Raw genomic sequence first — 20,252 nt, 5'->3', positions numbered from 1 at the left:
CACCATGGCCATCATCGGACAGCCGCGCAGCTTCCATAAGCGCTTCAAGTTCCTCTGCGAGGTGGACGGCCTCGGACACTCTGGTTTCCAGAAGTGCAGCGAGTTGTCCGTCGAAGTCGCCAACGTCCAATATTTCGAGGGCGGCAGCCTCATCCCCAACAAGTCCCCGGGGCGCCTCACCTTCTCAGACGTAACCCTGGAGCGAGGCGCTACGCAGGACCACCAGCTCTTCGACTGGTTCCAGGACGTCGTCCACACCGCCAGCGGACTGGGCCTGCCCGATGCGCTCTACAAGCGCAGCCTCGACATCGTCCAGCAGGACCGGGACGGCACCACGCTGCGCCGGTGGAGCCTCTCCCGCGCCTGGCCGGTGAAGTTCGTTGCCGGGGAATGGGACAACGAGTCGGACGAGAACGTCATCGAGTCCGTCACCCTCACCTACGACTTCTTCGAGCTGGCCAAGTAGGCCTCAGCCAGCAACGTAGTGTTTATGGGCCTTACACGCGGGCGGGCGATTCCCATTCAGTAGGGGCGCCCGCTCCGCCCATGAACTGACGACCTGCATCGCAACCGTGACTTCGGCACAGCGATAGCAAAAGCCTCCGCACGTTCCCCAGCCCAGGTAGAGCGCCCCAGGATGCACCTTGTTGTCACGGCACCACCCCCAAAGTTTCTGCCCACCGCTGTGGTGTCCCGTTCCTCCGTCGTAGAAGCCGTGCAGGTCGGCGATGAGGTCGCCGATGCGCGTGCAGAACCGCTGGGACTTGCCGGTATTGCTCCCCACATAGAGGGGATAGCATTCGGAGTTCGGCGAGCCCGCCCACGCGTTCCGCGAGACCAGGTACACGCCGCGCCCCGCTGGAGGCCAGGGTTGCGCATCGTTCATGCACTGCGCCAGCAGCTCTGAAATCCGAAACGGACCTGACCAGACCAGTGGCTTCATGAGTTCCCCACGTAGGTTGGGTGCTGCACCTGTCGATGTCCCCGATTTGCCGCTCGAAGCCTTTGTCCTTCCCGGAGGAAGGACATGGCGAACATCATCTCATGCCCCTCGGGGCTGACAGGCCGTATTCGCGGCATGCGAGTGCGGGAGGAGCGTGTCCTCGCGGACCGGAAGCTGGCAAAGAGCGGCGGCCAGGTGGATGAGCTGCTCTCCGCGTGCTGGGAGGAACTGCAGGAGGCAGGCCCCTACGCCTTCGCCGACGGGAAGGTGGATTGGGGCCAGGTGCTGCAGGGGGACCGCTTCTACGCGCTCCTGCAGGTGCGCGTCCTCACCTACGGTCCCGAGTACGCCTTCGCCGTCCCCTGTCAGAGTGCCGCCTGCCGCTCCCGCATCGACTGGGAGTTGGATTTGACGCAGCTCCCGGTCCGCGCCCTCTCGGACGCCAGCCGCGCGGCCTTCACGGCTGGCAACCGCTTCGAGACGACGCTGCCGGACGCCGGCACGCGCGTGCGATTCAGGTTGCTGACGGGTGAGGACGAGCGGCGGCTGCCGCAGCTCCAGCGCGCGGCCCCCGAGAAGCTGCTGTCCTCCGTCCTCGCCTACCGGGTGCAAGACGTCGACGGCGTGGACGCGCGCGACAAGCGCCGCTTCCTCGAGGACCTCACGCTGCGCGACGCCGACTTCCTCGTCGACGAGTTCGACCGCGTCGACTGCGGGGTGGACACCACCCTCGAAGTCGAGTGCCCTGAGTGCTTCATGCGCCAGGAGGTGGAGCTCCCTTTCGACCGGGGCTTCTTCCTTCCGGGGACGCAGCGGACGACGAGGCGACGGGAGCGCTCCACCTCTTCCCCGGCGTGACGCTGGAGACGTGGCGCGAGGGCCTCTTCAACCTGTGCTGGCACCAGCACGGCGGCAGCGGCCTCGCAGTCCCCCTTGGTGATGCCTTGGAGCTGCCCACCTCGGACAGGGACTGGCTGCTTGAGCGCATCGGCCAGCAACGCGCCCAGGAGGCCAAGGCGCTGGAGAAGGCCGCGAAGCGGAGGTAGCGCGTGCTCAACAACCTCGGCCTGGGCTTCGTCTTCACGGCGCGGGACTTGGCCTCTGGCACCTTCCAGGGCGTGGAGCGCAACTTCATGAGCCTCGACAGGCGAGTGGGGTTGGGCACCGCGCGCATTGAAACCGCCTTCCAGCGGCTCGGCGTCGCCATGGCCATCTTCACGGCCGGCGCCGTCACCCTTGGTGCATCGCTGTCCCTAGCCAACACCGCCGGCCAGTTCGAGCAAGCCCTGGCAGGCGTTGCCGCCGTCTCCGGCGCCTCGGCCGAGGTGCTCGGGGAGCTGCGTGACGCGGCCGTCAAGGCCAGCCTCGCCACGCAATTCACCCCCACGGAGTCCGTGCTGGGCCTGCGCGAGCTCACCCAGGCCGGCTTCACGGCCGCGGAGGCCATGAAGCTGCTGCTGCCGGTGTTGGATTTGGCCGGTGGCTCGCTGGGAGAGCTGACGCCCCAGGGTGCGGCGGGACTGGCGTCGCAGGCGATGAAGGCCTTCGGCATCTCCACCGACAAGGCAGCCATCTCCGTCGACCAGATGCTCCAGGCTGTCAACGTCTTCGCCCTCAGCGCGAATGAGTTGCCTCTGGCCCTCGGCACCGCCGCGCGTGGTGCGCAGGCCCTCAACCAGTCCCTGCCCGAGACACTCATCGCCCTTGGCCTCGTGAAGAACGTCGTCCCCGGCGTGGAGCGCGCGTCCACCGCCGTGGCCGTGGCCATGGAGCGCATGGCGGACCCGGAGGTGCAGAAGCACCTGCGCGGCTTGGGCGTGGCCGTCACCGACTCCAGCGGCAACTTCCTCAGCTTCCTCGGCATCCTCGATAAGCTGTCGCCCGCCCTCGAACGCATGACGGCGGCGCAGCGCTCCGCCTTCCTCCTGAAAGCCTTCGGCCGCGAAGCGCTCGGTGGTGTGAATGCCATCCTCACGCAGTTCACCAACGGCATCCGCAAGGACACTGGAGAAGTCGTCCGCGGCGCCGAGGCCCTCGAGTACCTGAGAGGCTCGTTCGAGAATGCGGGCGGCACGGCCACGAAGTTCCGCGAGCAGATGCTGGACACGTTTCAGGGCCAGAAGACGCTCCTGGCTGGCAACCTGGAGACGCTGGCCATCGTCCTCGGGGAGCCCTTCGCCCAAGTCTTGAAGCCCCTCGTCACCCTCGTCGCCAGCGCGGTGCAGCAGGTGCTGGGTGTCTTCCAGGCGTTGCCTGGCCCAGTGAAGCGCGCCTTCGCAGCCTTCGCGCTCGGAGCTGGCGGCCTGGTTACTCTCGTCGGCACCGTCATCGCCGCGAAGGTGGGCCTGGCGCTGCTGGTGGTGGGCCTCAAGGTGCTGGGCCTTACGCTGGGGAGCCTCCTGGCCACGGTGCTGCCAGCGGTAGCCGCCGTCGTCCTCCTGGGTGTCGCCGTGGCCGGCCTCGCCTACGCCTTCCGTCACAACCTCGGGGGCCTGGGCGACTTCGCGCGGCGTGTGCAGGAGCAGGTGACGCTCGCCTTCCGCGGCCTCGTCCAGATCTTCGAGGACGGAGGCTTCTCCGGTGCGGTGCGGGAGGAGCTGGGCCGCGCAGAAAACGCCGGCCTGAAGGACTTCCTCGTCAACCTCTACCTGTGGGCACACCGCATCCACAGCTTCTTCTCCGGCATCGCCGACGGCTTCTCCGCTGGACTGGAAGCCGCGCGGCCCACCCTCGACGCCTTCCAAGCGACGCTGGGGCGGGTGGGCGAGGCGCTGGGCTTCCTCTCCGAGAGGGACGACGCGGCCACTGCCGCCGCGAAGTTCGCCGCCTTCGGCGAGGCGGGGGCCACGGTAGGGCGCGTCCTCGCCCGCGTCTTCGACTTCGTCGTCATGGGCCTGACGGCCGGTGCCGAGGTGGCGGAGGGCCTCGCGGGGCAATGGCATTACATGAAGGCCGGCGTCGACGTCCTCCTCAGCAGCCTGGCGCACCTCGGCCGAGTCCTCGGTGGCGCGCTCTCCGGCCTCTTGGGCACCAGCTCCGCCGCGAGGGAAGGCGGCAGCATCTGGGTGGCCATGGGGCAAACCATCGGGTTTGCCATCGGCAACATCACCACCGTCGTGGGCGTGCTGGTGTCCGCCGTCTCCCTCGCGGTGTCCGTGGTGGGCGGCGTCCTCAACGCCGCCCTGGCGGCCTTCTCTGGCATCGTCGACGTCTTCTGGGGCGTGGTGTTGACGCTCAGTGGCATCCTCACCGGCGACTGGGCCGAGGCCTGGACGGGGATGCGGCTCATCGTCTTCGGCACGGTCGACGCCATCTCCGGCGTCCTCCTGGAGCTGGTGGGCGCCATCCTCGGCGTCGTGGACGCGGTGGCGAGCCTCTTCGGCACGGACACCGGCCTCCAACAGGCCCTGCGGACGGCACGACTGGGCCTCCACCGGGACTTGTCCGTCGCCTTCGGCCTTGAGGACGCCACCGGCAGCGCCGCCACACCCGCGTCCGTCGTCACTACCGCTTCGCCCACCTCGCCAATGGACTGGCCCCTGGAGGCCTCGTCCATGCCCGCGGTGGCGGCCCTCCAGGCCTCCCTGCCCCAACCCGAGGTGCTCTCCTCGCAGCCGGCCTCGCCTCCTGCCGCGCCCGTCCTCGTCAGCCTGCAGGTGGACGGCGAGGTGCTTGCCCAGGCCACGGCGCGCGCCGAGAGGGACGCCGCCTCCCGCAGCTTCTCCCCTATGCCGGAGTACTGAAGCGCTTCGACAAGACGCTGGCTGCAAAATCAGAAGCAGAGGAATTCGCTGCCTAGCGCCACACGCGGCCACCTCAGTGGAATACCTCCATGAGAAACAGGTGGGGCGGCGTCCGCGCAAAGAACAACAAGCCAATTGGCGCCCTGGCATCAGCAGCCGCGCTTCTTGGCGGCGCCGCATCCACCTATTTCCCGCCTCAACGCACAGCCACTAGCAACACATGGCCGTTTGAGGCCTCACAAAATATGCCAGGACACTACGAGCCCTACGGAGGCGCGACATAATTATACAACCACGCCCTCCCATCCTCGGGCGTCAGCGGCTTGAACAAGCCCGAATAATCCACAACACTCAAGCAACCCTTCCCGACACACAAAGACTGCGAAACCGATGCGAGCCTCTTCAGGTTCATCAACATATGCTGCATGGAAACACCGTCATTACCATCAGAATACAGAGCATCACCACAACAGGAATCATCCCTGTTGTCATAAACATCAAGCAGAGCCGCCGCCACGCGCCCCTCATCCGAGAGGCTTCTTTTATTCGCGGGATAGTTCTCAAGATCTTCTGAACCACCCCACCGGTCTCCGAACCTAGTAATATTCAGCGCCGCCATCGCAAAGAAATGAGCCCAACCTTCAACAAACGCACAGGTCGGATCGACCGCATATCCAATACCATTATTCTTCCCACAGGCCGAACCAAGCAGATGGTCGAATTTTCCATACATCTCAACCATCGCCTTGTGACCATACTCATGAAAAACGACCGTGTCCGGCAAACTAACTACCTTTCCCTCCGGCACGGCAATGCGCAGATTATCCTCCTGAGGAACGTACTTCTGTCCGCCACTAGAAACAACCAAGCCAACCGGCCTAATCGTCACGCCCGGCGGAGCTTGCGCCTTCAAGTACGCCGCTGCGCGACTAACCTGGCTGAAAAGGCTCCGCCATTTCTGCCAATCCAGCACCTCTCCGGGCGATGGGGGTGTGCCGACATAGGTAAGCTGCGTTCCGGTTCCCCGCGTCGCTACCAACTGAGGGGATATGATTGTCGAGCCTGTCTCCACCGTGAACGCTCTGATGCCTTCATTCGCCAGCCGAAGCGTAATGTTTGGGGCGGGAGAGTCCGACTTCTTGAGCGTAAACTGTCCTTGCGCATTCGTGACATACACGCTTGTCCCGAGAACAACGGTGACATCCGCAGCCGGTGTCCCGTCCCACCACGAGACAGTCGCCGTGGTTGCGGGTGGCGGGGCTGGTGCAGGCGCGACGCACACTCCAAGAGGATTGACCGACAGTCCGCTGTTGCACGCGTACGAACTCTGGACGCACTCGGTGGAAAGCGGGACGCAACAGAAGTTGAGCGGGAAATAAACGGTAACGGATTTCGTGCATTTGGTGCACGGCACTTCTCCCTGGCCACCGCATGCTGCGAGCACGCGTGACGCCGTCGACGAACTGACCGCTGCTGGAATATCGTCCTCTGTAATCGGGTAGCCGCTCGCCTGCGCAGTGGCGATGACGCTGGCGAGACTCTCGCTATTCGAGAAGCGATCACGCAACTGGCCATTCTGCATGAGTGCATTCATGAACGTCAGGACATTGAGACTAATTTCACTCGACTGTCCTGGCGGACGACAACATGTGATGTCGAGGTAAGGGTGTCCTTCGGAGACGCGGACATTGAAGGAATACCAAGGGACATTCCGCGCAGCGCAATACGCCTGTGCGGCGGTGCGGCTCAACTCGGTGTTCTGAATACCATTCGGCGTGCTACCAGGCCCGCAGCATCTGACGGTTGGACCGAAGGTGCTTTCACCATCAGTCCATGTCGGCTGAGTCCCGACGTTGTTCGGCCACAACGTCGTCGAATTGCATTGGAGAGGCTGTCCATGCGCATTGAGCGCGACAGACTGTGTGAGAAGAGCCACGAGTATCGCAAGCCGGGGAAAGAAGCTCATCCCGACCTCCTGGAGTAGGGGTTCTATAGTTGGGTAGAGCAAGGCCCAAGCCAGAGGCTACGCCCATCTAAGGGCCCATGAGCCTTTGCGTCGAGCCTGACGGGTGCCGGCGCGGCGGTGCCGTGCGTCCGAACAGGAATCGAATGCGTCCCACAAGGACGCGCACTGGTACTTGGTGGCGCCCACCGGAAGACGAGCCGCGCTCGTGTCATCTGGACTCGAATGCCCCCCTTGAGCCCGTCGTGTTCCCAGCCGAACGGCTCTTGGAGTTCCGCACCCACACCTTCATACACTCACTTCTGTCCCCGCCGAGAGCCCGAGGCCTTTGTAGCAAGCAGAAGGAGCCTCGGCAGTGTCCCCCAACTCTGCATTCCCTCGGAGCCCCCGTTGCGTCCTCGTCAACGTCCTCACCGGCGAGGCCATGGAGTGCCTCTTCAACCCCACCCAGCTCACCGAGAAGCTCCAGGTGAACTGGAACCGCCTCGCGGTGCCGGGCCTCTCCCACCAGGTGCTCCAGTTTCAGGGCACCTCCAACCGACAGCTGGCGGGCGTCGAGTTCTACCTGGACGCCTTCTTCGCCACGCAGCAGGCCGACACGTCCAACATCATGGCGTTCCGTGCCTTTTTGCGCGCGCTCACCGTGCCTCCGGCGGGCACCGAGGGTGTGCTGGCGACAGCACCGCCGCGTGTCCTCGTCCTCTGGCCCGGTGTCCTCACCGTGGAGTGCGTCGTCGCCAGCGTGGAGTTCCAGTACCGCCAACTGGCCGTGGACGGCCGCGTCCTCGTCTACACCGCCACCGTCACCTTCGAGGAGGTGCTGGACACCCGCGTCACGTCCGAGCAGCTCCGCCAGGAGGTGCCGTAGTGGCCCCTCACGCCGGCAGCCGCTACTCCTTCTCCCTCGGCCTCCGGGACGAGGCCGGCCGCCTTTTCCTCACCGAGAGAATTCCCTACGGCTTCCAGTCGCACGCGGACACGCGCGTCCACCTCGTGGCTCAGGGCGACTCCCTCTGGGGCCTCGCCGGCCGCTACTTCGCGCCCCTCCCGCGCGCCTGCGGCTTCTGGTGGGCCATCGCCGACTTCCAGCCGGAGCCCATCATCGACGCGACGCTGGAGCTGGAGGCCGGGCGGCACGTCTACATCCCCTCGCTGCGCGTCCTCACCGACGTCATCCTCAGCGAGCAGCGACGGAGGGCCAGCGAGTGACGCGCCCCCTCGACAGGAGCGCGCCTGGCGTGCGCCTCACACTGCTGGCACACGAGAGGGCCCCCGGCGGTGAGCCCCTCTCCCTTGAAGGCCGCGTCCTGGGCCTCACCTTTGAGGACTCGGCGACGAAGGCGGACAAGCTGTCCCTCCAGTTGGACAACTTCGACCTGGCCCTCTTCGACAGGGCGGAGCTGGTGGGCGGCGCGGTGCTGGAGGTGTCCTGGGGCTACCCCGGGCTCATGGCGCCCCCGCGGCGAGTGGTTGTGAAGAAGCTGAAGGGCTTTCAGGTGCTCACCGTCGAGGGCCAGGCGCTCAGCGCCCTCATGCACCGTGAAGCGAAGACGCGCGCCTGGAAGGGCAAGACGCGCGCCCAGGTAGTGCGAGAGGTGGCCGCCGAGTACGGCTACGAGGAGGACGCCGTCCACGTCGAGGACACAGGAGAGTCCTTCGACACCATCCACCAGGCCGGGGAGACGGATGCGCGCTTTCTCCGGCGCCTGGCCGCGCGGGAGGAGTTCGAGTTCCACGTCGACGACAGGGGCCTCACCTTCGGTCCGCGAAACCAGGCCGCCGCGCCCACCCGGGTGCTGTGGTGGTACGCGGACGCGGGCCGGGGCGACATCCTCTCCGTCAACGTCGAGTCGGAGCTGGGCCGCCGAGTGGGCCAGGTGGGCGTCCGTGGCCGGGACGCCATGGCCAAGGCGACCATCGAAGCCCAGGCGAGCAGTGCCACCGTGGAGCGCACCACCCTCGCGGACTTCCTCGAGGTGGTGGACAAGCGCACGGGCACCACGTCGCTGCAGCTTCGCAACAGCACCTCCAGCGTCCAGCCCACCTCGGCGTCGACACCTGGACAAGCCCAGCGCGAGTCCGAGGCCCGATTCCGACGCGCGGAAGCCGGCACCGTGAAGCTGTCCCTCCAGGTGGTGGGCAACCCCAGCTTGCGCGCGAAATCCGTCGTGGAGGTGCGCGGCATCTCCAGCTTCCTCTCCGGGAAGTACTACGTCACCGAGGCGAAGCACGTCCTCTCCTCCTCTGGCTACACCACCGACTTGAAGCTGTCGCGCGACGGCACCAGCCGCCGGCAGCAAGCCAGCCCCGAGAAGCAAGGCCAGCCCCAGGGGGGACAGCCCAACACCAGCGCGCCCGCGACGAGCGGCGCGCTGACGGAGCTGGAAGTCGTCGACGCGAAGTCAGGACGCACGCACGTCGAGTACCGACGAGACGGGCAACCCATCGGTGTCGAGGACCCAGAAGCCGGAATGAGTCTCCCCAGGTAGCGAGCCCACCATGAGCACCTTCGACGACGACATCCTTGCCCATGACACGCGCCTCCTCGGCATGTACGTGGGCTACGTCACTAACCGCGACGACGAGGCGCAACTCGGCCGCGTCCGCGTGTGCATCCCCGGTGTCCTCGAGCCCGAGTCCGCCTGGGCCTGGCCGCTGGGCACCTCCGGCGGGGGCGCCAAGGACACGGGCTTCTTCTCGGTGCCGCACGTGGGCGCGGAGGTGGCCGTCTTCTTCAACATGGGCGACATCGACGCGCCCTACTACCTCAGCGCGCACTGGGGAAAGCCGGGCGGCCAGAGTGAGGTGCCTGAAGAGGCCCAGGTGTCTCCGCCCGACAACCGCGTCCTCGCCACGCCCACCTTCCGTGTCGAGCTGGACGAGTCCGCGGGCCGCCGCAAGCTGAAGCTCACCAACCGGATGACGGGCGACTGCCTCACCTTCGACGCGGAAACCAACTCCGTCACCCTGGAGGCCACCACCGCCCTCACCCTGCGCGCGGTCGGCGCCATCTCCCTGGAGGCGGCTCAAGTCACCATCGCCGGGCGCGTGGTGCGCCCCACCGCCGAGCCGATTTGAGGAAGCCCATGGCGCTGCCCATCTGCATCCACATTCCCCCGCTGCCAGAGGCGCCCACCCTCACCCTGCCCGGCGGCGCCACGCTGCAGCACCACCAGCTCCTGCAGGCCGTCCAGCCGGCGCTCGCGCCGCTTATGCCTATTTTCGACGTCATCGGCACCGTGCTGGCACTCGTCGACGTCGTGAAAGCGATACCTGACGCGCTGGGGCCGCCGCCGGACCCGACAGCCATCGCCGCAGCCCTGCCGAATCTGGCCGAGAAGGTGTCCAAGCTGCTCCGCCTCGTCCCCCAGCTCTCGGTGCCTTACACCGTGGTGGGTGTCATCGACATCGTCCTGGGCGAGTTGGGCCAGGCGCGAAGCCAGCTCGTCCACCTGCAGCAGCGCCTGTCGAGTGTGGCGCGGGCCCGGCAACGCGCAGCCCAGCTTGGGGACGCGGGCCTCCTAACCGTGGCCGGCTGCGCGGAGACCAACGTCGCCCAGGAGGCCGCCAACGTCGGCAAGGCTCTGGCCGCCCTCTCCCAGCTCATGGCCCTCCTCAACGTCCTCCTGGGGCTGGTGGGCGGCCCCCAGGTGCCGGACTTCTCCAGCCTCGAGGGGAGCGCGCTGGAAGACGCAATTGCCCCCCTCGACGCCATCGTCCGCACGCTGCAGCAGGTGCGCGCGGCCATCCCCATCCCGTGAGGAGGACATCGTGAGTCGAGCGCCCCAGAGTCTCCTCGTCCCCTTCCGCAGAGACAGGAAGCGGGACTTCGCCTCCGGCACCGGGCCCGAGCTGCTCGCCTCGAAGGTGCGGCAGGTGCTGCTGACGGAAGGCGCCACGCCCCACTCCACCGGCGAGCTGCCCTGGCGCACCAGCTTCGGCGCGGGCCTCTCGCGGCTGCGCCACCAGCGCAACGACACGGTGCTGGCGGAGCTGGCGCGCGTGTACGTCCGTGATGCCCTCGCGCGCTGGCTGCCCGGCGTCCAGTTCGTGCTGGTCCGCGTCGAGAAGGATGCAGCCATGCTGACGCTTCGTGTGCGCGTGCGCGAGGGTGACACGGCAGCGGATTTTGACGTGCCCCTCCAGCGGGGACTTTGAGTCGTGAGCAGCGCTCGTGCGTCCCCCTAAAGCTCTTGCTGGAGGTCTGCTACAGGCTCGTCAAACACGACTCGTGCTCTTCAGGGACGAGGGCGATCTGCCGCTTGTCGTGAATGTCCCAGCGCAGCTTCAGACGGCCGTTCTTCGTCTCCCTAACGAAGGGCGCGAAGGCGAGTACGATTCGGTCCTCCTCTTCCCACTCGCGGCGGAACTTCGGCACGACGCTGAGCTTGACCCAGAAAGCTGCAGGGGAGCGGTCACGCGTTCGAATGTTGAGCCAGTTATACGCGCCGCCGGGACTGAAGCTATGTAAGTGGCCCCACCACAGCATTGGATCGCTTCCATCATCGGCACTGCCAATCAGATGAATTGGACGAATGAAGTCGCGCAGTCGCCTACCTGTCGCGAAGGGATTGTCGAGCAAAGCGGGTAGATTGTCCGCGATCTGCTGAACGCTGACCCGGGCGCTCGAGCGCGAGCGTGCGACCCCTGACGCGACGCGAGGTCGGACCATCTTGCGTTCATGCTCAAGAGTAGAGCTCGCCTCTCCTCCCACTCCGCGCGGCGCTTCGCGAGCTGGTAGCCAAACTGGTACCAGCGTCGTTTCTGGTCCGGAAACAAAGGACGGGCGTCCGAGTGGAGTGGCCCCGCGCGACGTAGCGTTGGCTTTCGATGGACGCTCAGTACATGGAACGCGCTCGTAGCCAGGGTAGTGCGACAGGCGCGCTACACGTCCACCGAGTGTTCGAGCCCCGTCGGTAGGCGACCTGTAAACCGGCACGCCGCACCGTCCGCAGAAGCAATGGTCGACGTGCTTGGCGCCGATGTTGTCAATCAGGAGGCGGGTTCCCCGAAGCAGCACCTCGTCAGGTGTATGGCGTCGGAAGTCGAAAGTCGGGCAGAACCACGCTGCATCCATGCTGGAAGGCCTCCTCACGTCGAAGGGAATTCGCACGCCAGTTGCTGCACCCCATCCTACTCTCGATGGGAGCATTCCCTCCTTCAGGTAGGTCGAGAAACCGCAATCAGAGGGGCAGATACCTCATCCAGATGGACTGACTTACGAGGCTTGGCTCAAGCGAGCGAGGAGCGCCTTGACCCTGCTTGAGTGGCTCAACTTTGCTTCGTCGCACCGGGCCGCCCCAAGCCATTGTCGGACCTCCGCAGCAGGGGCAGGGGCTGCCAACTGAATCAACTGGCCTCTTCGTGTCCGAGCCGCTTCGACGAGTTCCTGCCCGAACTCGTGGTACGGCCGAGGGTTGTGCAGCCGCCAGAGTCTCCGAATGGGGAGCGCAGTGCCCCACCGCTCGACCACATCTGGATACTGGCGGACCATCTCCGGGTTTGCGATCTCACGTGTGGAGGCATTCGCGAGCACCGCCAGAGTACAAACAGCAAATACCCGGCCACATACCTCAGCGGGGACCGGGCCTGCGATTTCCACGGGCTTGAGAGGAATGGCTAGAAGGACCGGATCGCCATTGCGATAGCGGCGACCTGCCTCGGCTGCATCCTGAGCCCTTGGGAAGGCTAGAACGCCCCAGTCTTCCATGTCCGTCGCATAAACGTGCTTGAAGTGGATTGTGCCATTCGGCTTTATGTCCACGACGTATCCTCCGCCTGTTCGCAGGTGTAGAGCGACAGCAAGCTGCTGACTTACGGGACTTTATCGAATCGGGATAGGTACTGAAGTGCTGGAGCCACGCATAAGAGTAGCGTGGCGGCTCCCGACTCGAATCGCCATCCCCATGTCCCCGAAAAGAAGTGGGCCGAAGGCCTTTGTCTCCCGGTGGAGGCCTTCGCTGACGTGCCACTTCTTCCCGAGTCCACCGACTACAGCCACCGCGACTTCGACGCCCTGCGCGCGCGCCTCGTAGCGCTGGTAAAGAGCGTCTTCCCGGACTGGACGGACCTCGACGTCGCCAGCTTCGGCAACCTGCTGCTGGAGATGTACGCCTTCGTCGGCGACGTCCTCGGCTTCTATCAGGACAACCTCGCCCGCGAATCGCGCCTCTCCACCGCCACCCAGCGCCGCAACGTCATCACCCTGGCGCGCATGCTGGGCTACCGGCTGCATGGTGCCCAGGCGGCCACGGCCGAGGTGGAGCTGCGCCTGACCCAGCCTCCCGCCGCCCCCGTCACCTTCCCCGCGGGCACCGTCGTCCGCACCCAGGAGGTGACGGAGGCCGTCCGCTTCCAGTTGCTGGCGCCCGCCACCATTCCGGCCGGCGCCAACCCGCCGCGCGTCCTCGCGGTGGCTGAGCACTCGAAGACGCACACCCAGCTCTTCGACGCCCGCGGCCTCGCCGATTTCGAAGCGCACCTGGACTTCTCGCCTTACCTCGACGGCTCCGCCCGCGTGTCCACCGCCCAGGGCGCCTTCCGCGAGGTGGACACCTTTCTCAACTCCCGCGCCTCCGACGCTCACTTCCTCGTCAGCGTCGACCAGGGGGACAAGGCCACCGTCCGCTTCGGCACCGGCACCAACGGCCTGCCGCCCGCTGGCACCGTGGCGGTGGTGTACAAGACGGGTGGCGGCGCGGCCGGCAACGTGGACGCGGGCCGCCTCGTCGTGCTGGAGGGCAGCTTCCGGGATGCCCATGGCCACGCGGTGCAGGTGTCCGTCCACAACCCCGCCCCCGCCTCGGGTGGCGCGGACAGGCAGACGGTGGCCTCGGCCAAGCTGCTCGCCCCCGAGAGTCTCCGGGCCCTGACGCGCACCGTCTCCCGCGAGGACTTCGAAATCAACGCCCGGCGCCTGCCCGGTGTGGCCCGCGCCCTCATGCTGACGTCCAACGAGGACGCCACCATCGGTGAGAATGCCGGCATCCTCTACGTGGTGCCCCAAGGCGGCGGGGCGCCCACGCCAGCGCTCAAGGCCCAGGTGCTGCGGCAAGTCACCGAAGTCTACCCCTGCACCCTCACCTTCCAGGTGAGCGTCCAGGAGCCGGTGTACCGGCGCGTGGACGTCTCCGCCCGCCTCTTCCTGCGCCAGGGCGCTTCGGCCCAGGACGTCGCCGCACGCGTCCGCCAGGCGCTCACCGCCCACTTCCGCATCAGCGAGCCGGACGGCACGCCCAACCCGCGCATCGACTTCGGCTTCAACCTCAAGGACACCCAGGGCTTCCCGGCCGGAGAGGTGGCCTGGTCGGACGTGTTCAACGTCATCCGCGACGTGCCCGGCGTCCGGAAACTGGGCGACGCGCGAATGGACCTGACACTCAACGGCCTGCCTGCGGATGTGAAGCTGACGGTGCGGGAGCTGCCGGTGCTGGGCAGCGTCACCCTGCAGGACGGCGACACCGGAGGGATGCTCTGACATGGCCCTCCTCAACCCCAGCTTCGAGGACGCGGGCGCCTGGCCCGGCGAAGCTGCTCACTGGACGCTAACGGCGGTAACGCGCCTCGAAGCGCTGGCGGGCTTCGGTGTGCCGGAGGAGTCCTGCGAGGACTTCGAGCGCTGGTACGTGTGGCGCGCCGCCCTCTCCGACGTCCCTGAGGCCCTCGCCTTCTTCTCCGGCCAGCGTGAGGGCTTCGAGTCCTTCTCCCGGGACTGGGACAACGACGGCTTCCTCTTCGAGCTTCCGCCCGCGCAGCTCGTCCCGCACCGCTTTGAAGGGGACGTCGTCGAGACGTGGGGCCAGGGCCCCTTCCTCACGGACTGGGCGGACGCAGCTTCCGTGGAGAGCCTCTTCAAGGACTCGCCACGGGAGGAATTCGACCACGAGGCGTTCGCCTGGCGCTGGGAGGACGTGACGGCGCGCGGGGCCCTCTTCAACACCACGCAGCCCACCGAGGACTTCGACACCGGGTGGCCTCTGGTCACCACGCAGTGAGGACACCATGGCACTCGCAGACTGGAGCTACCTCAATCAAGGACTCGACATCGCCACCGTGGACAGGGGCGTGACGGCGGGCATTGCCCGTCCCCCGGGGGGCGGCAACTTCCTCTTCGCCTTCAACTCGTTGTCGGCCGCCCAGGGCGCCGTTGCCCTCTTCGCCAACCTGCCGGACTTCGCCCCCATGGCCAAGGGCGGCAGCATCCGCGGCTGCATCCAGCGCGGGCCTGGTGGCGGCCCCACCGGCTTCTCCCCCTTCCTCTTCCTCTGCGGCCAGGGCACCTCCGTCAACGACTCCGCCTACCTCCTGGGTCTCTCCGACGATGAGCCGCACCGGGTGGTGCTCCGCAAGGGCGCGGTGGCCACCGGGCTTCCCGACGCGGACGGCCCCGGCGTCCTCCTGAAATCCTCGGCCAGCTTCACCCAGGGCACCTGGCTGCACCTGCGGCTGGACGTCATCGTCAACGCCAACGGCGACGTCGTCCTCAAGGCCTTCCACAACGACTTGGCCGCGCACCCGCTCCGCACGCCTCCCGACTGGCAGCCGGTACCAGGCATGGCCGACTTCATCGACGACGCCCTGGGCATCAACTCCGGCAGCCAACCCCTCACCTCTGGCCGAAGCGGCTTCGGCTTCGCGGTGAAGGACGTCACGCGCCGGGCCTACTTCGACTCGCTCGAGCTCTCCCGGCAGGTGTGAAGCCATGGCCCTCACCGCCTTCACCAGTCGCCTGGGCCTGGGACAGGGCCGCATTCGGCCCGAGCGGGCCACGCCTGCCTCGGGCGAGTACCTCTTCGTCCTCGGAGACGAGGAACCGGGACGCCGCTTCGAGCTGGCCCCCGGGGACTTCGCCGAGGTGACGCAAGCCGTGGACGTCACCGGCGTGGACCTAGTCCGCACCGCCTTGCGCCTCCGTGTGCCGGCAGGCGCTCCGGCGGGCCTGGCCTGGGAAGCGTCCCTCGTCGTCGACGGGGTGAAGCACGCCCGCACTCTGGTGCGCCCCGGCCGCGAGCGCATAGTCACGGACATGGCCGCCAACGTCTCGAAGCTCTTCGGTGTCCACACAGTGGGCGTCCGCCTGGAGCTCGTCTCCCCTTGAGGAAGCCCCATGGCCACGGTTGAGCTGCCCGCCCTCTACGTCGACACCGTCTCCCTCTTCGCCGAGACGCGCCGGCCCCTCCTCCTCAACCGCGCTCCAGGCCCTGGGGAGGCGGCCGTCCCCATCGATGCCGCGCTGGAGCTGGAGCTGGCGGATGTCGGCGTGGACGGCATTGCCCGGGCGGCCACGCGCGTCTGGGTGGACGGCTTCCTCGCCTTCGAAGGCGGGGCTGACGTCGAGGTGCAACCCGCCTTCACTGGGCCTCGGGCGAAGGTGACGCAAACGGCGGACACCCTGCGTGTGGTGCTCCATCCAGCCGTGCCGCTGGTCAGCCAGGCCACCGTCTCCGTCCGCGTCGTCTCGGCCACTGCTGGAGGCGCGCACCTCCTCGACGAGACGTACACCTTCACCGTGGAGGACAGGACAGCGCCCCGTCTCGTGGGTGCGCAGGCCCTGGCAGCGAAGTCGGTGCGCCTGGCCTTCGACGAGGACGTGCGGGTGCCACCCTCCGCGCGCTTCGCCTTCACGGCTCGCGGCGCGCCCGCAGTCCCGGTGGCCTCCGTTGGCGCCGCGGCGGATGGCCCCCTCGTTCACCTCGCCCTCGACACGGAGCTGACGCCGGACGTGGGGTACGAGGTGCTCGTGGAGGGCGTGACGGACACTCGCGGCAACCTGGTGCTCGCCCCCTACCACCGCGCCACCTTCGCGGGCTTCCGGCCGGCCCGGCCGCCCTCCCGGCACTTCCAGCTCTGGGACATGCTGCCGGGCCACAACCGCCGCGACGACGTGACGGGAGATTTGCACCGCTTCATCTCCTGCCTCCAGGAGGTGACGGACCTGCTTCTCGCGGACTTGGACGCCTTCCCCGACGTCTTCGACTTGGAGCGCGCGCCGGAGTCCTTCCTGGACGCCATCCTCCAGGATTTGGGCAACCCCTTCGCCTTCGAGCTGGACGTCCTCGCCCGGCGCCGCCTGGCCGCCATCCTCGTGGACATGTACCGCCAAAAGGGCACCGCGCTGGGCCTGCGCAACGCCATCCGCTTCTTCCTCGGCATTGAGGTGAGGGCCATCTCTCCCTTCGCCTCGGACACCCTCGTGCTGGGTGAGTCCGAGTTGGGGGAGGACTGGGTGCTGGGCCCCTCGGAGCGTTTCGCTCGCTACGCCTTCAACGTCGAGGTGGAGCGTCTTCTCTCGCCCCCGGAGCGCCAGCGCCTGCGCACCCTCGTCGAGTACCTCAAGCCCGCGCACACCCACTTCGTCGACCTGGTGGAGCCCCTGCCGCCCATTCTCCCGGAGCACTGGGAGCTGGGACTCAGCGAGCTGGGCGAGACGACGACACTCCACTGACGTTCGCCCGGCATGTCCCCGATTTCTCGCGCCATGCCTTTGCCTTCCTCTGGAGGGCGCAGGCATGAGCAACCGGCTGGATTTTTTCTTCAGGCAGCGCGTGACGGAGGCCGAGCTGGACTTGGCCTTCGCGCAGTTGGAGCAGGCGGACAGAAACCTCGCCTCCGACTTGGGCGTCCACGGCGTCATCTCCGGGGCCGTACCCGCGCCGCACTCCCCCGTCCCCAACCTCTCCGTTGACTTGACGGCCCCGGGCCGCGCCTACGACAACCTCGGCCAGCGCATCTTCTTCGGCACCGGGCAGACGGTGGACTGCGCGGTGGACTTGTCGGGCATCCCCACCGACGTCTCCACCTCGGGCAGCGAGAGGTGGCTGGGCATCTTCCTGCGCTTCACCCGCCTGCTTTCTGAGCCGCGCACGGACGGCAACTCCCAGCAGGTGTACTTCCGCCGCGACGAGTCCTTCGAGTTGGTGGTGCGCCAGGCGCCGGAGGGCCCCGTCGGCCAGGCGCCCAAGCCCGCCCTCCAGCCCGACGAGCTGCTGCTGTGTGACGTGCGGCGCCGCCCCGGGCAGACGCAGATTCTCGCCGCGGACTTGGACACCTCCCGCCGCCAGGCCTTCATCTTCGCCCGGGGCACCTCCGTCGCCGTGGAGAGTGGCACCTGGGACATCCTCAGCCCCAGCTCCGCGACGGTGCAGGCGACGCTGGACGAGGTGGACGCCGAGCTGGCCGGGCACTTCTCCGGCGATGCCCGGAGGCACGCGGCCAGTGCCGTGGACTACGCGCCCCATGGCTTCGTTGACGCCACCACCGTGCAGACGGCCGTGGACGAAGTCGTCGACAAGCTCTCCTCGACCGCCGCGGGAACACCGGGCGCCTCCCGCGTGGGCGCGGACGCAGTGCCCGGCACGCCAAACCTCCTGCCGGCGGGCACCGTGGACACCCAGCTCTCCTCTCTGCTGGGCTTCGTCAATGCCCACCAGGGCGCGGCCACCGGGGCACACCACGCCAGCGCCATCAGCGCTTCGCCGCACAGCTACGTCAACGGCACCAGCGTCCAGGCGCAGCTGCAGGAAGTCGTCACCCGCCTGGGGGAGACGACGGCCGGAAGCCCCGGTGCGTCTCGCGTTGGAGGAGAAGCGCTGGCCGGGACGCCCCACTCCCTCGCCGCCGGCAGCCTGCGGCAGCAGGTGGCCGCGCTGCTGGGCTTCCTCAATGGGCACGTCACCCAGGCCGCCGCAGCCCACGCGGCCTCCGCCGTCTCCGTCGCGGACACGGGCAACCTGCTGGGGGCTGGCACCGTCGAAGCCGCCCTCGCTGAAATCCTCGGGGCCTTCAGCAACGGGCACTACCGGAGCAACGAGACGGCGGCAGGCCAGCACAAGGCCATTCTCCAGCCCAGGCTGGGCAGTGGCCGCGTCCTCCTCCTCGACGCCCTCGGCGTGGGGGGCGCTGCCGCGCGCCTGCGCCTCTACGCCGACGACGACTCGGTGTGGTTCACCCTCAACGCGGCCTGGAATGGCAGTGCCTGGGCCCGGGACACCTCCGGGGCGGCAGCAGGCGGCTTTCGCCTCTCGCGTAATGAGGCGGAGTTCCTCCACGACGCCAGCACTGGCGCCACCTTCACCTCCTGGACGCGCACGTTGCGACTCCCCCTGAGCAGCACCGCCAGCAACACCTCCTTCGAGGTGGCGGGCAGCGTGCGCGAAGTGGGCAGGCTCGGCCTCCAGTACTGCAACAGCGACACGGCCGCGCACGACAACCTCGCCAGCGGCGGCTCGGTGACGTTCCGCAGCCGCTTCCCCACCGCGCCCTCCTCCATCACCCTCACACCCTACGCCACCAGCGGCAGCTTCGTCGGCAACCCCACCGTCATGGTGCCGGACAGAGACGGCTTCGCCTTCTACAGCCACCAAAGCCTCCAGCCCCTCGCCGCGACGTACTGGTACGGCTCGTACACCGCTGTCGCGTGAGGACGCCCATGGCCATTCACGAAGTCACCGCCGAAGACGTGCTGCAGCGCTGCGCCCGGTGCGGCAGCGGCAATCGCCTCGCCCTCGACTCTCTGGAGGTGGGCGTCGCCCGCCGGGAGGACGTGGACGACGGCCTCGTCCAGCTCCCGCCCTGCCCCGCCTGCCGCTCCACCGAGTTCCTCATCCGCGCGGACGAGGGGGAGTCGGAGCATCCCGCGCCTGGCAGCTTCGGGCACCTGCACCGGCTCCTCGTCGGCCACCTCCATGCCGAGCTCGTCCAGCGCGGGCGCCTGCACACGGCGCTCAAGCCCAAGGGGGGCGGCGCCAGCAAGGTGCTGGTGAGTCCGCTGTCGCAGGAGGCCCAAGAGCGCTGGTTCCCCCAAGGCCTCCGAATCGCGGGGCCGCCCGACAAACAGCCCCGCGCCCCGGAGGAGTCCAGTCGATAGACATACACTGCCAGCAAAATGCCCCCCCCCGCGCCCGCCATGCGCCGAGGTGGTCCGAACCCCTCTCCCCTCGACTTGCTATGTCTCGAAGATAGAGCGTGTATGTCTTCACGCGCTGCCCACTGCGCGCCAGGAGACACCTATGGTTATCGGCACTGACACCATCTACCTCGGCAACGAAATCCCCGGCCTCCAGGGGCAGAAGGTCCGCATCTTCGCCGTGTTACACGGCGGCACCCGCCCTGACGCCGACCCGGACGCAGACGACTACTACGCGGACACGGACGAGAAGCTGGCGCGCCTCGGGGGCGTCACGGCCGAGGACCGCATTGACGCGGCCCCCATTCGCCCGGACGGCACTACCTCCTTCGTGCATGTCGACCCGCGCGCCATCGATTTGGAGTGCTTCGCGCACCTGCGCAATCCCAGCGCACAATGACTTGCTATCCGCTCGAAACAGAGCGCGTATGTCTCACGCGCGCCGCCCGAGGCGCCAGGAGGATAAAACAATGACACCCCGCAAGCCCCGCACCGCCAGCACCGCGAAGCCTGCCCGGGCGCCCGAGGCAACCCTCGAACGCATCGCAAGCGAAGCGCTCAACATCGAAACCTTGAAGACACGCAACAGCGACAGCCTCGACTTTCACGACGTGGCGGTGTGGCGCCTGAAGGAGGCTCTCGAAGCCGCCTATCAGGCCGGCCTGAGCGCCGCCAGCAACACCCGCAGCAAGTAGCGCC

Annotated in this window: 22 protein-coding genes; 19 read left to right on the top strand and 3 right to left on the bottom strand. The window is 67.5% G+C overall.

Features of this window, described 5'->3' with window-relative positions:
* Positions 1-4: 4 nt before the first annotated feature.
* Positions 5-466, top strand: coding sequence for a phage tail protein (locus VZL07_RS23800; protein WP_426749906.1), 462 nt, complete (start codon positions 5-7; stop codon positions 464-466).
* Positions 467-469: 3 nt separating this feature from the next.
* Here the strand turns inward: VZL07_RS23800 and VZL07_RS23795 are convergent, their stop codons facing one another.
* The gene (locus tag VZL07_RS23795) at positions 470-943 is read right to left on the bottom strand and encodes a hypothetical protein (RefSeq protein ID WP_426749905.1); all 474 of its coding nucleotides are present in this window, start codon (positions 941-943) and stop codon (positions 470-472) included.
* 84 nt (positions 944-1,027) lie between these two features.
* On the opposite strand from VZL07_RS23795, the gene VZL07_RS23790 reads away from it, so the two are divergent.
* Genes VZL07_RS23790 through VZL07_RS23780 form a run of 3 tightly spaced genes read left to right on the top strand, consistent with a single transcriptional unit; the run spans position 1,028 to position 4,686 of the window.
* Positions 1,028-1,801: a hypothetical protein gene (locus tag VZL07_RS23790; RefSeq protein ID WP_426749904.1), complete on the top strand. Its 774-nt coding sequence runs from the start codon at positions 1,028-1,030 to the stop codon at positions 1,799-1,801.
* The gene (locus VZL07_RS23785) at positions 1,798-1,989 is read left to right on the top strand and encodes a hypothetical protein (RefSeq protein ID WP_426749903.1); all 192 of its coding nucleotides are present in this window, start codon (positions 1,798-1,800) and stop codon (positions 1,987-1,989) included. Before VZL07_RS23790 ends, VZL07_RS23785 begins: the two co-directional genes overlap by 4 nt.
* Before the next feature lie 3 nt (positions 1,990-1,992).
* The gene (locus tag VZL07_RS23780) at positions 1,993-4,686 is read left to right on the top strand and encodes a phage tail tape measure protein (RefSeq protein WP_426749902.1); all 2,694 of its coding nucleotides are present in this window, start codon (positions 1,993-1,995) and stop codon (positions 4,684-4,686) included.
* A 265-nt stretch (positions 4,687-4,951) separates the two neighbouring features.
* On the opposite strand, the gene VZL07_RS23775 is transcribed toward VZL07_RS23780, so the two are convergent.
* The gene (locus VZL07_RS23775; RefSeq protein ID WP_426749901.1) at positions 4,952-6,652 is read right to left on the bottom strand and encodes a Nif11-like leader peptide family natural product precursor; all 1,701 of its coding nucleotides are present in this window, start codon (positions 6,650-6,652) and stop codon (positions 4,952-4,954) included.
* 352 nt (positions 6,653-7,004) lie between these two features.
* Between VZL07_RS23775 and VZL07_RS23770 the strand changes: the two genes are divergently transcribed.
* The 6 genes from VZL07_RS23770 to VZL07_RS23745 are packed head-to-tail and all read left to right on the top strand — an operon-like array spanning position 7,005 to position 10,807.
* Positions 7,005-7,517 carry a peptidoglycan-binding protein gene (locus VZL07_RS23770; protein ID WP_426749899.1) on the top strand — a complete coding sequence of 171 codons (513 nt, stop codon included), beginning with the start codon at positions 7,005-7,007 and terminating at the stop codon, positions 7,515-7,517.
* On the top strand, positions 7,517-7,858 hold the full coding sequence (locus tag VZL07_RS23765; protein ID WP_426749898.1) for a hypothetical protein: 342 nt from the start codon (positions 7,517-7,519) through the stop codon (positions 7,856-7,858). The genes VZL07_RS23770 and VZL07_RS23765 overlap by 1 nt, the downstream gene beginning before the upstream one ends.
* Before the next feature lie 29 nt (positions 7,859-7,887).
* Positions 7,888-9,138 carry a phage late control D family protein gene (locus VZL07_RS23760; RefSeq protein ID WP_426749897.1) on the top strand — a complete coding sequence of 417 codons (1,251 nt, stop codon included), beginning with the start codon at positions 7,888-7,890 and terminating at the stop codon, positions 9,136-9,138.
* A gap of 10 nt (positions 9,139-9,148) precedes the next feature.
* Positions 9,149-9,727: a phage baseplate assembly protein V gene (locus VZL07_RS23755; RefSeq protein ID WP_426749896.1), complete on the top strand. Its 579-nt coding sequence runs from the start codon at positions 9,149-9,151 to the stop codon at positions 9,725-9,727.
* An 8-nt stretch (positions 9,728-9,735) separates the two neighbouring features.
* Positions 9,736-10,410, top strand: coding sequence for a hypothetical protein (locus VZL07_RS23750; RefSeq protein ID WP_426749895.1), 675 nt, complete (start codon positions 9,736-9,738; stop codon positions 10,408-10,410).
* 10 nt (positions 10,411-10,420) lie between these two features.
* Complete coding sequence (locus VZL07_RS23745) at positions 10,421-10,807, top strand: GPW/gp25 family protein (protein WP_426749893.1); 387 nt, start codon at positions 10,421-10,423, stop codon at positions 10,805-10,807.
* Positions 10,808-10,856: 49 nt separating this feature from the next.
* On the opposite strand, the gene VZL07_RS23740 is transcribed toward VZL07_RS23745, so the two are convergent.
* Positions 10,857-11,321 carry a hypothetical protein gene (locus VZL07_RS23740; protein WP_426749891.1) on the bottom strand — a complete coding sequence of 155 codons (465 nt, stop codon included), beginning with the start codon at positions 11,319-11,321 and terminating at the stop codon, positions 10,857-10,859.
* 1,275 nt (positions 11,322-12,596) lie between these two features.
* On the opposite strand from VZL07_RS23740, the gene VZL07_RS23735 reads away from it, so the two are divergent.
* The 9 genes from VZL07_RS23735 (at position 12,597) to VZL07_RS23695 (ending at position 20,248) form a co-directional block, all read left to right on the top strand.
* Entirely contained in the window at positions 12,597-14,126 is a 1,530-nt protein-coding gene (locus VZL07_RS23735; protein WP_426757361.1) for a baseplate J/gp47 family protein, read from the top strand.
* Between the two features lies 1 nt (position 14,127).
* A complete protein-coding gene (locus VZL07_RS23730; RefSeq protein WP_426749890.1) occupies positions 14,128-14,643 on the top strand; it encodes a hypothetical protein in 516 nt (171 codons plus the stop codon).
* Between the two features lie 7 nt (positions 14,644-14,650).
* Positions 14,651-15,346: a hypothetical protein gene (locus VZL07_RS23725; RefSeq protein ID WP_426749888.1), complete on the top strand. Its 696-nt coding sequence runs from the start codon at positions 14,651-14,653 to the stop codon at positions 15,344-15,346.
* Positions 15,347-15,350: 4 nt separating this feature from the next.
* On the top strand, positions 15,351-15,746 hold the full coding sequence (locus VZL07_RS23720) for a hypothetical protein (protein ID WP_426749887.1): 396 nt from the start codon (positions 15,351-15,353) through the stop codon (positions 15,744-15,746).
* 9 nt (positions 15,747-15,755) lie between these two features.
* Positions 15,756-17,093: a phage tail protein gene (locus tag VZL07_RS23715; RefSeq protein WP_426749886.1), complete on the top strand. Its 1,338-nt coding sequence runs from the start codon at positions 15,756-15,758 to the stop codon at positions 17,091-17,093.
* A gap of 64 nt (positions 17,094-17,157) precedes the next feature.
* Positions 17,158-19,068, top strand: a complete 1,911-nt coding sequence (locus tag VZL07_RS23710; protein WP_426749885.1) for a hypothetical protein — start codon at positions 17,158-17,160, stop codon at positions 19,066-19,068.
* 8 nt (positions 19,069-19,076) lie between these two features.
* Complete coding sequence (locus tag VZL07_RS23705; protein ID WP_426749884.1) at positions 19,077-19,514, top strand: hypothetical protein; 438 nt, start codon at positions 19,077-19,079, stop codon at positions 19,512-19,514.
* Positions 19,515-19,656: 142 nt separating this feature from the next.
* Positions 19,657-19,953: a hypothetical protein gene (locus VZL07_RS23700; RefSeq protein WP_426749883.1), complete on the top strand. Its 297-nt coding sequence runs from the start codon at positions 19,657-19,659 to the stop codon at positions 19,951-19,953.
* 70 nt (positions 19,954-20,023) lie between these two features.
* Positions 20,024-20,248: a DUF6900 domain-containing protein gene (locus tag VZL07_RS23695; protein WP_426749882.1), complete on the top strand. Its 225-nt coding sequence runs from the start codon at positions 20,024-20,026 to the stop codon at positions 20,246-20,248.
* The last annotated feature ends 4 nt before the right edge of the window (positions 20,249-20,252 follow it).

This window comes from Pseudomyxococcus flavus, assembly GCF_050038885.1.
Taxonomy (GTDB): Bacteria; Myxococcota; Myxococcia; order Myxococcales; family Myxococcaceae; genus Myxococcus; species Myxococcus flavus.
Note: the sequence above shows the minus strand (reverse complement) of the source record. Positions and strands in the feature narration are given on the sequence as shown.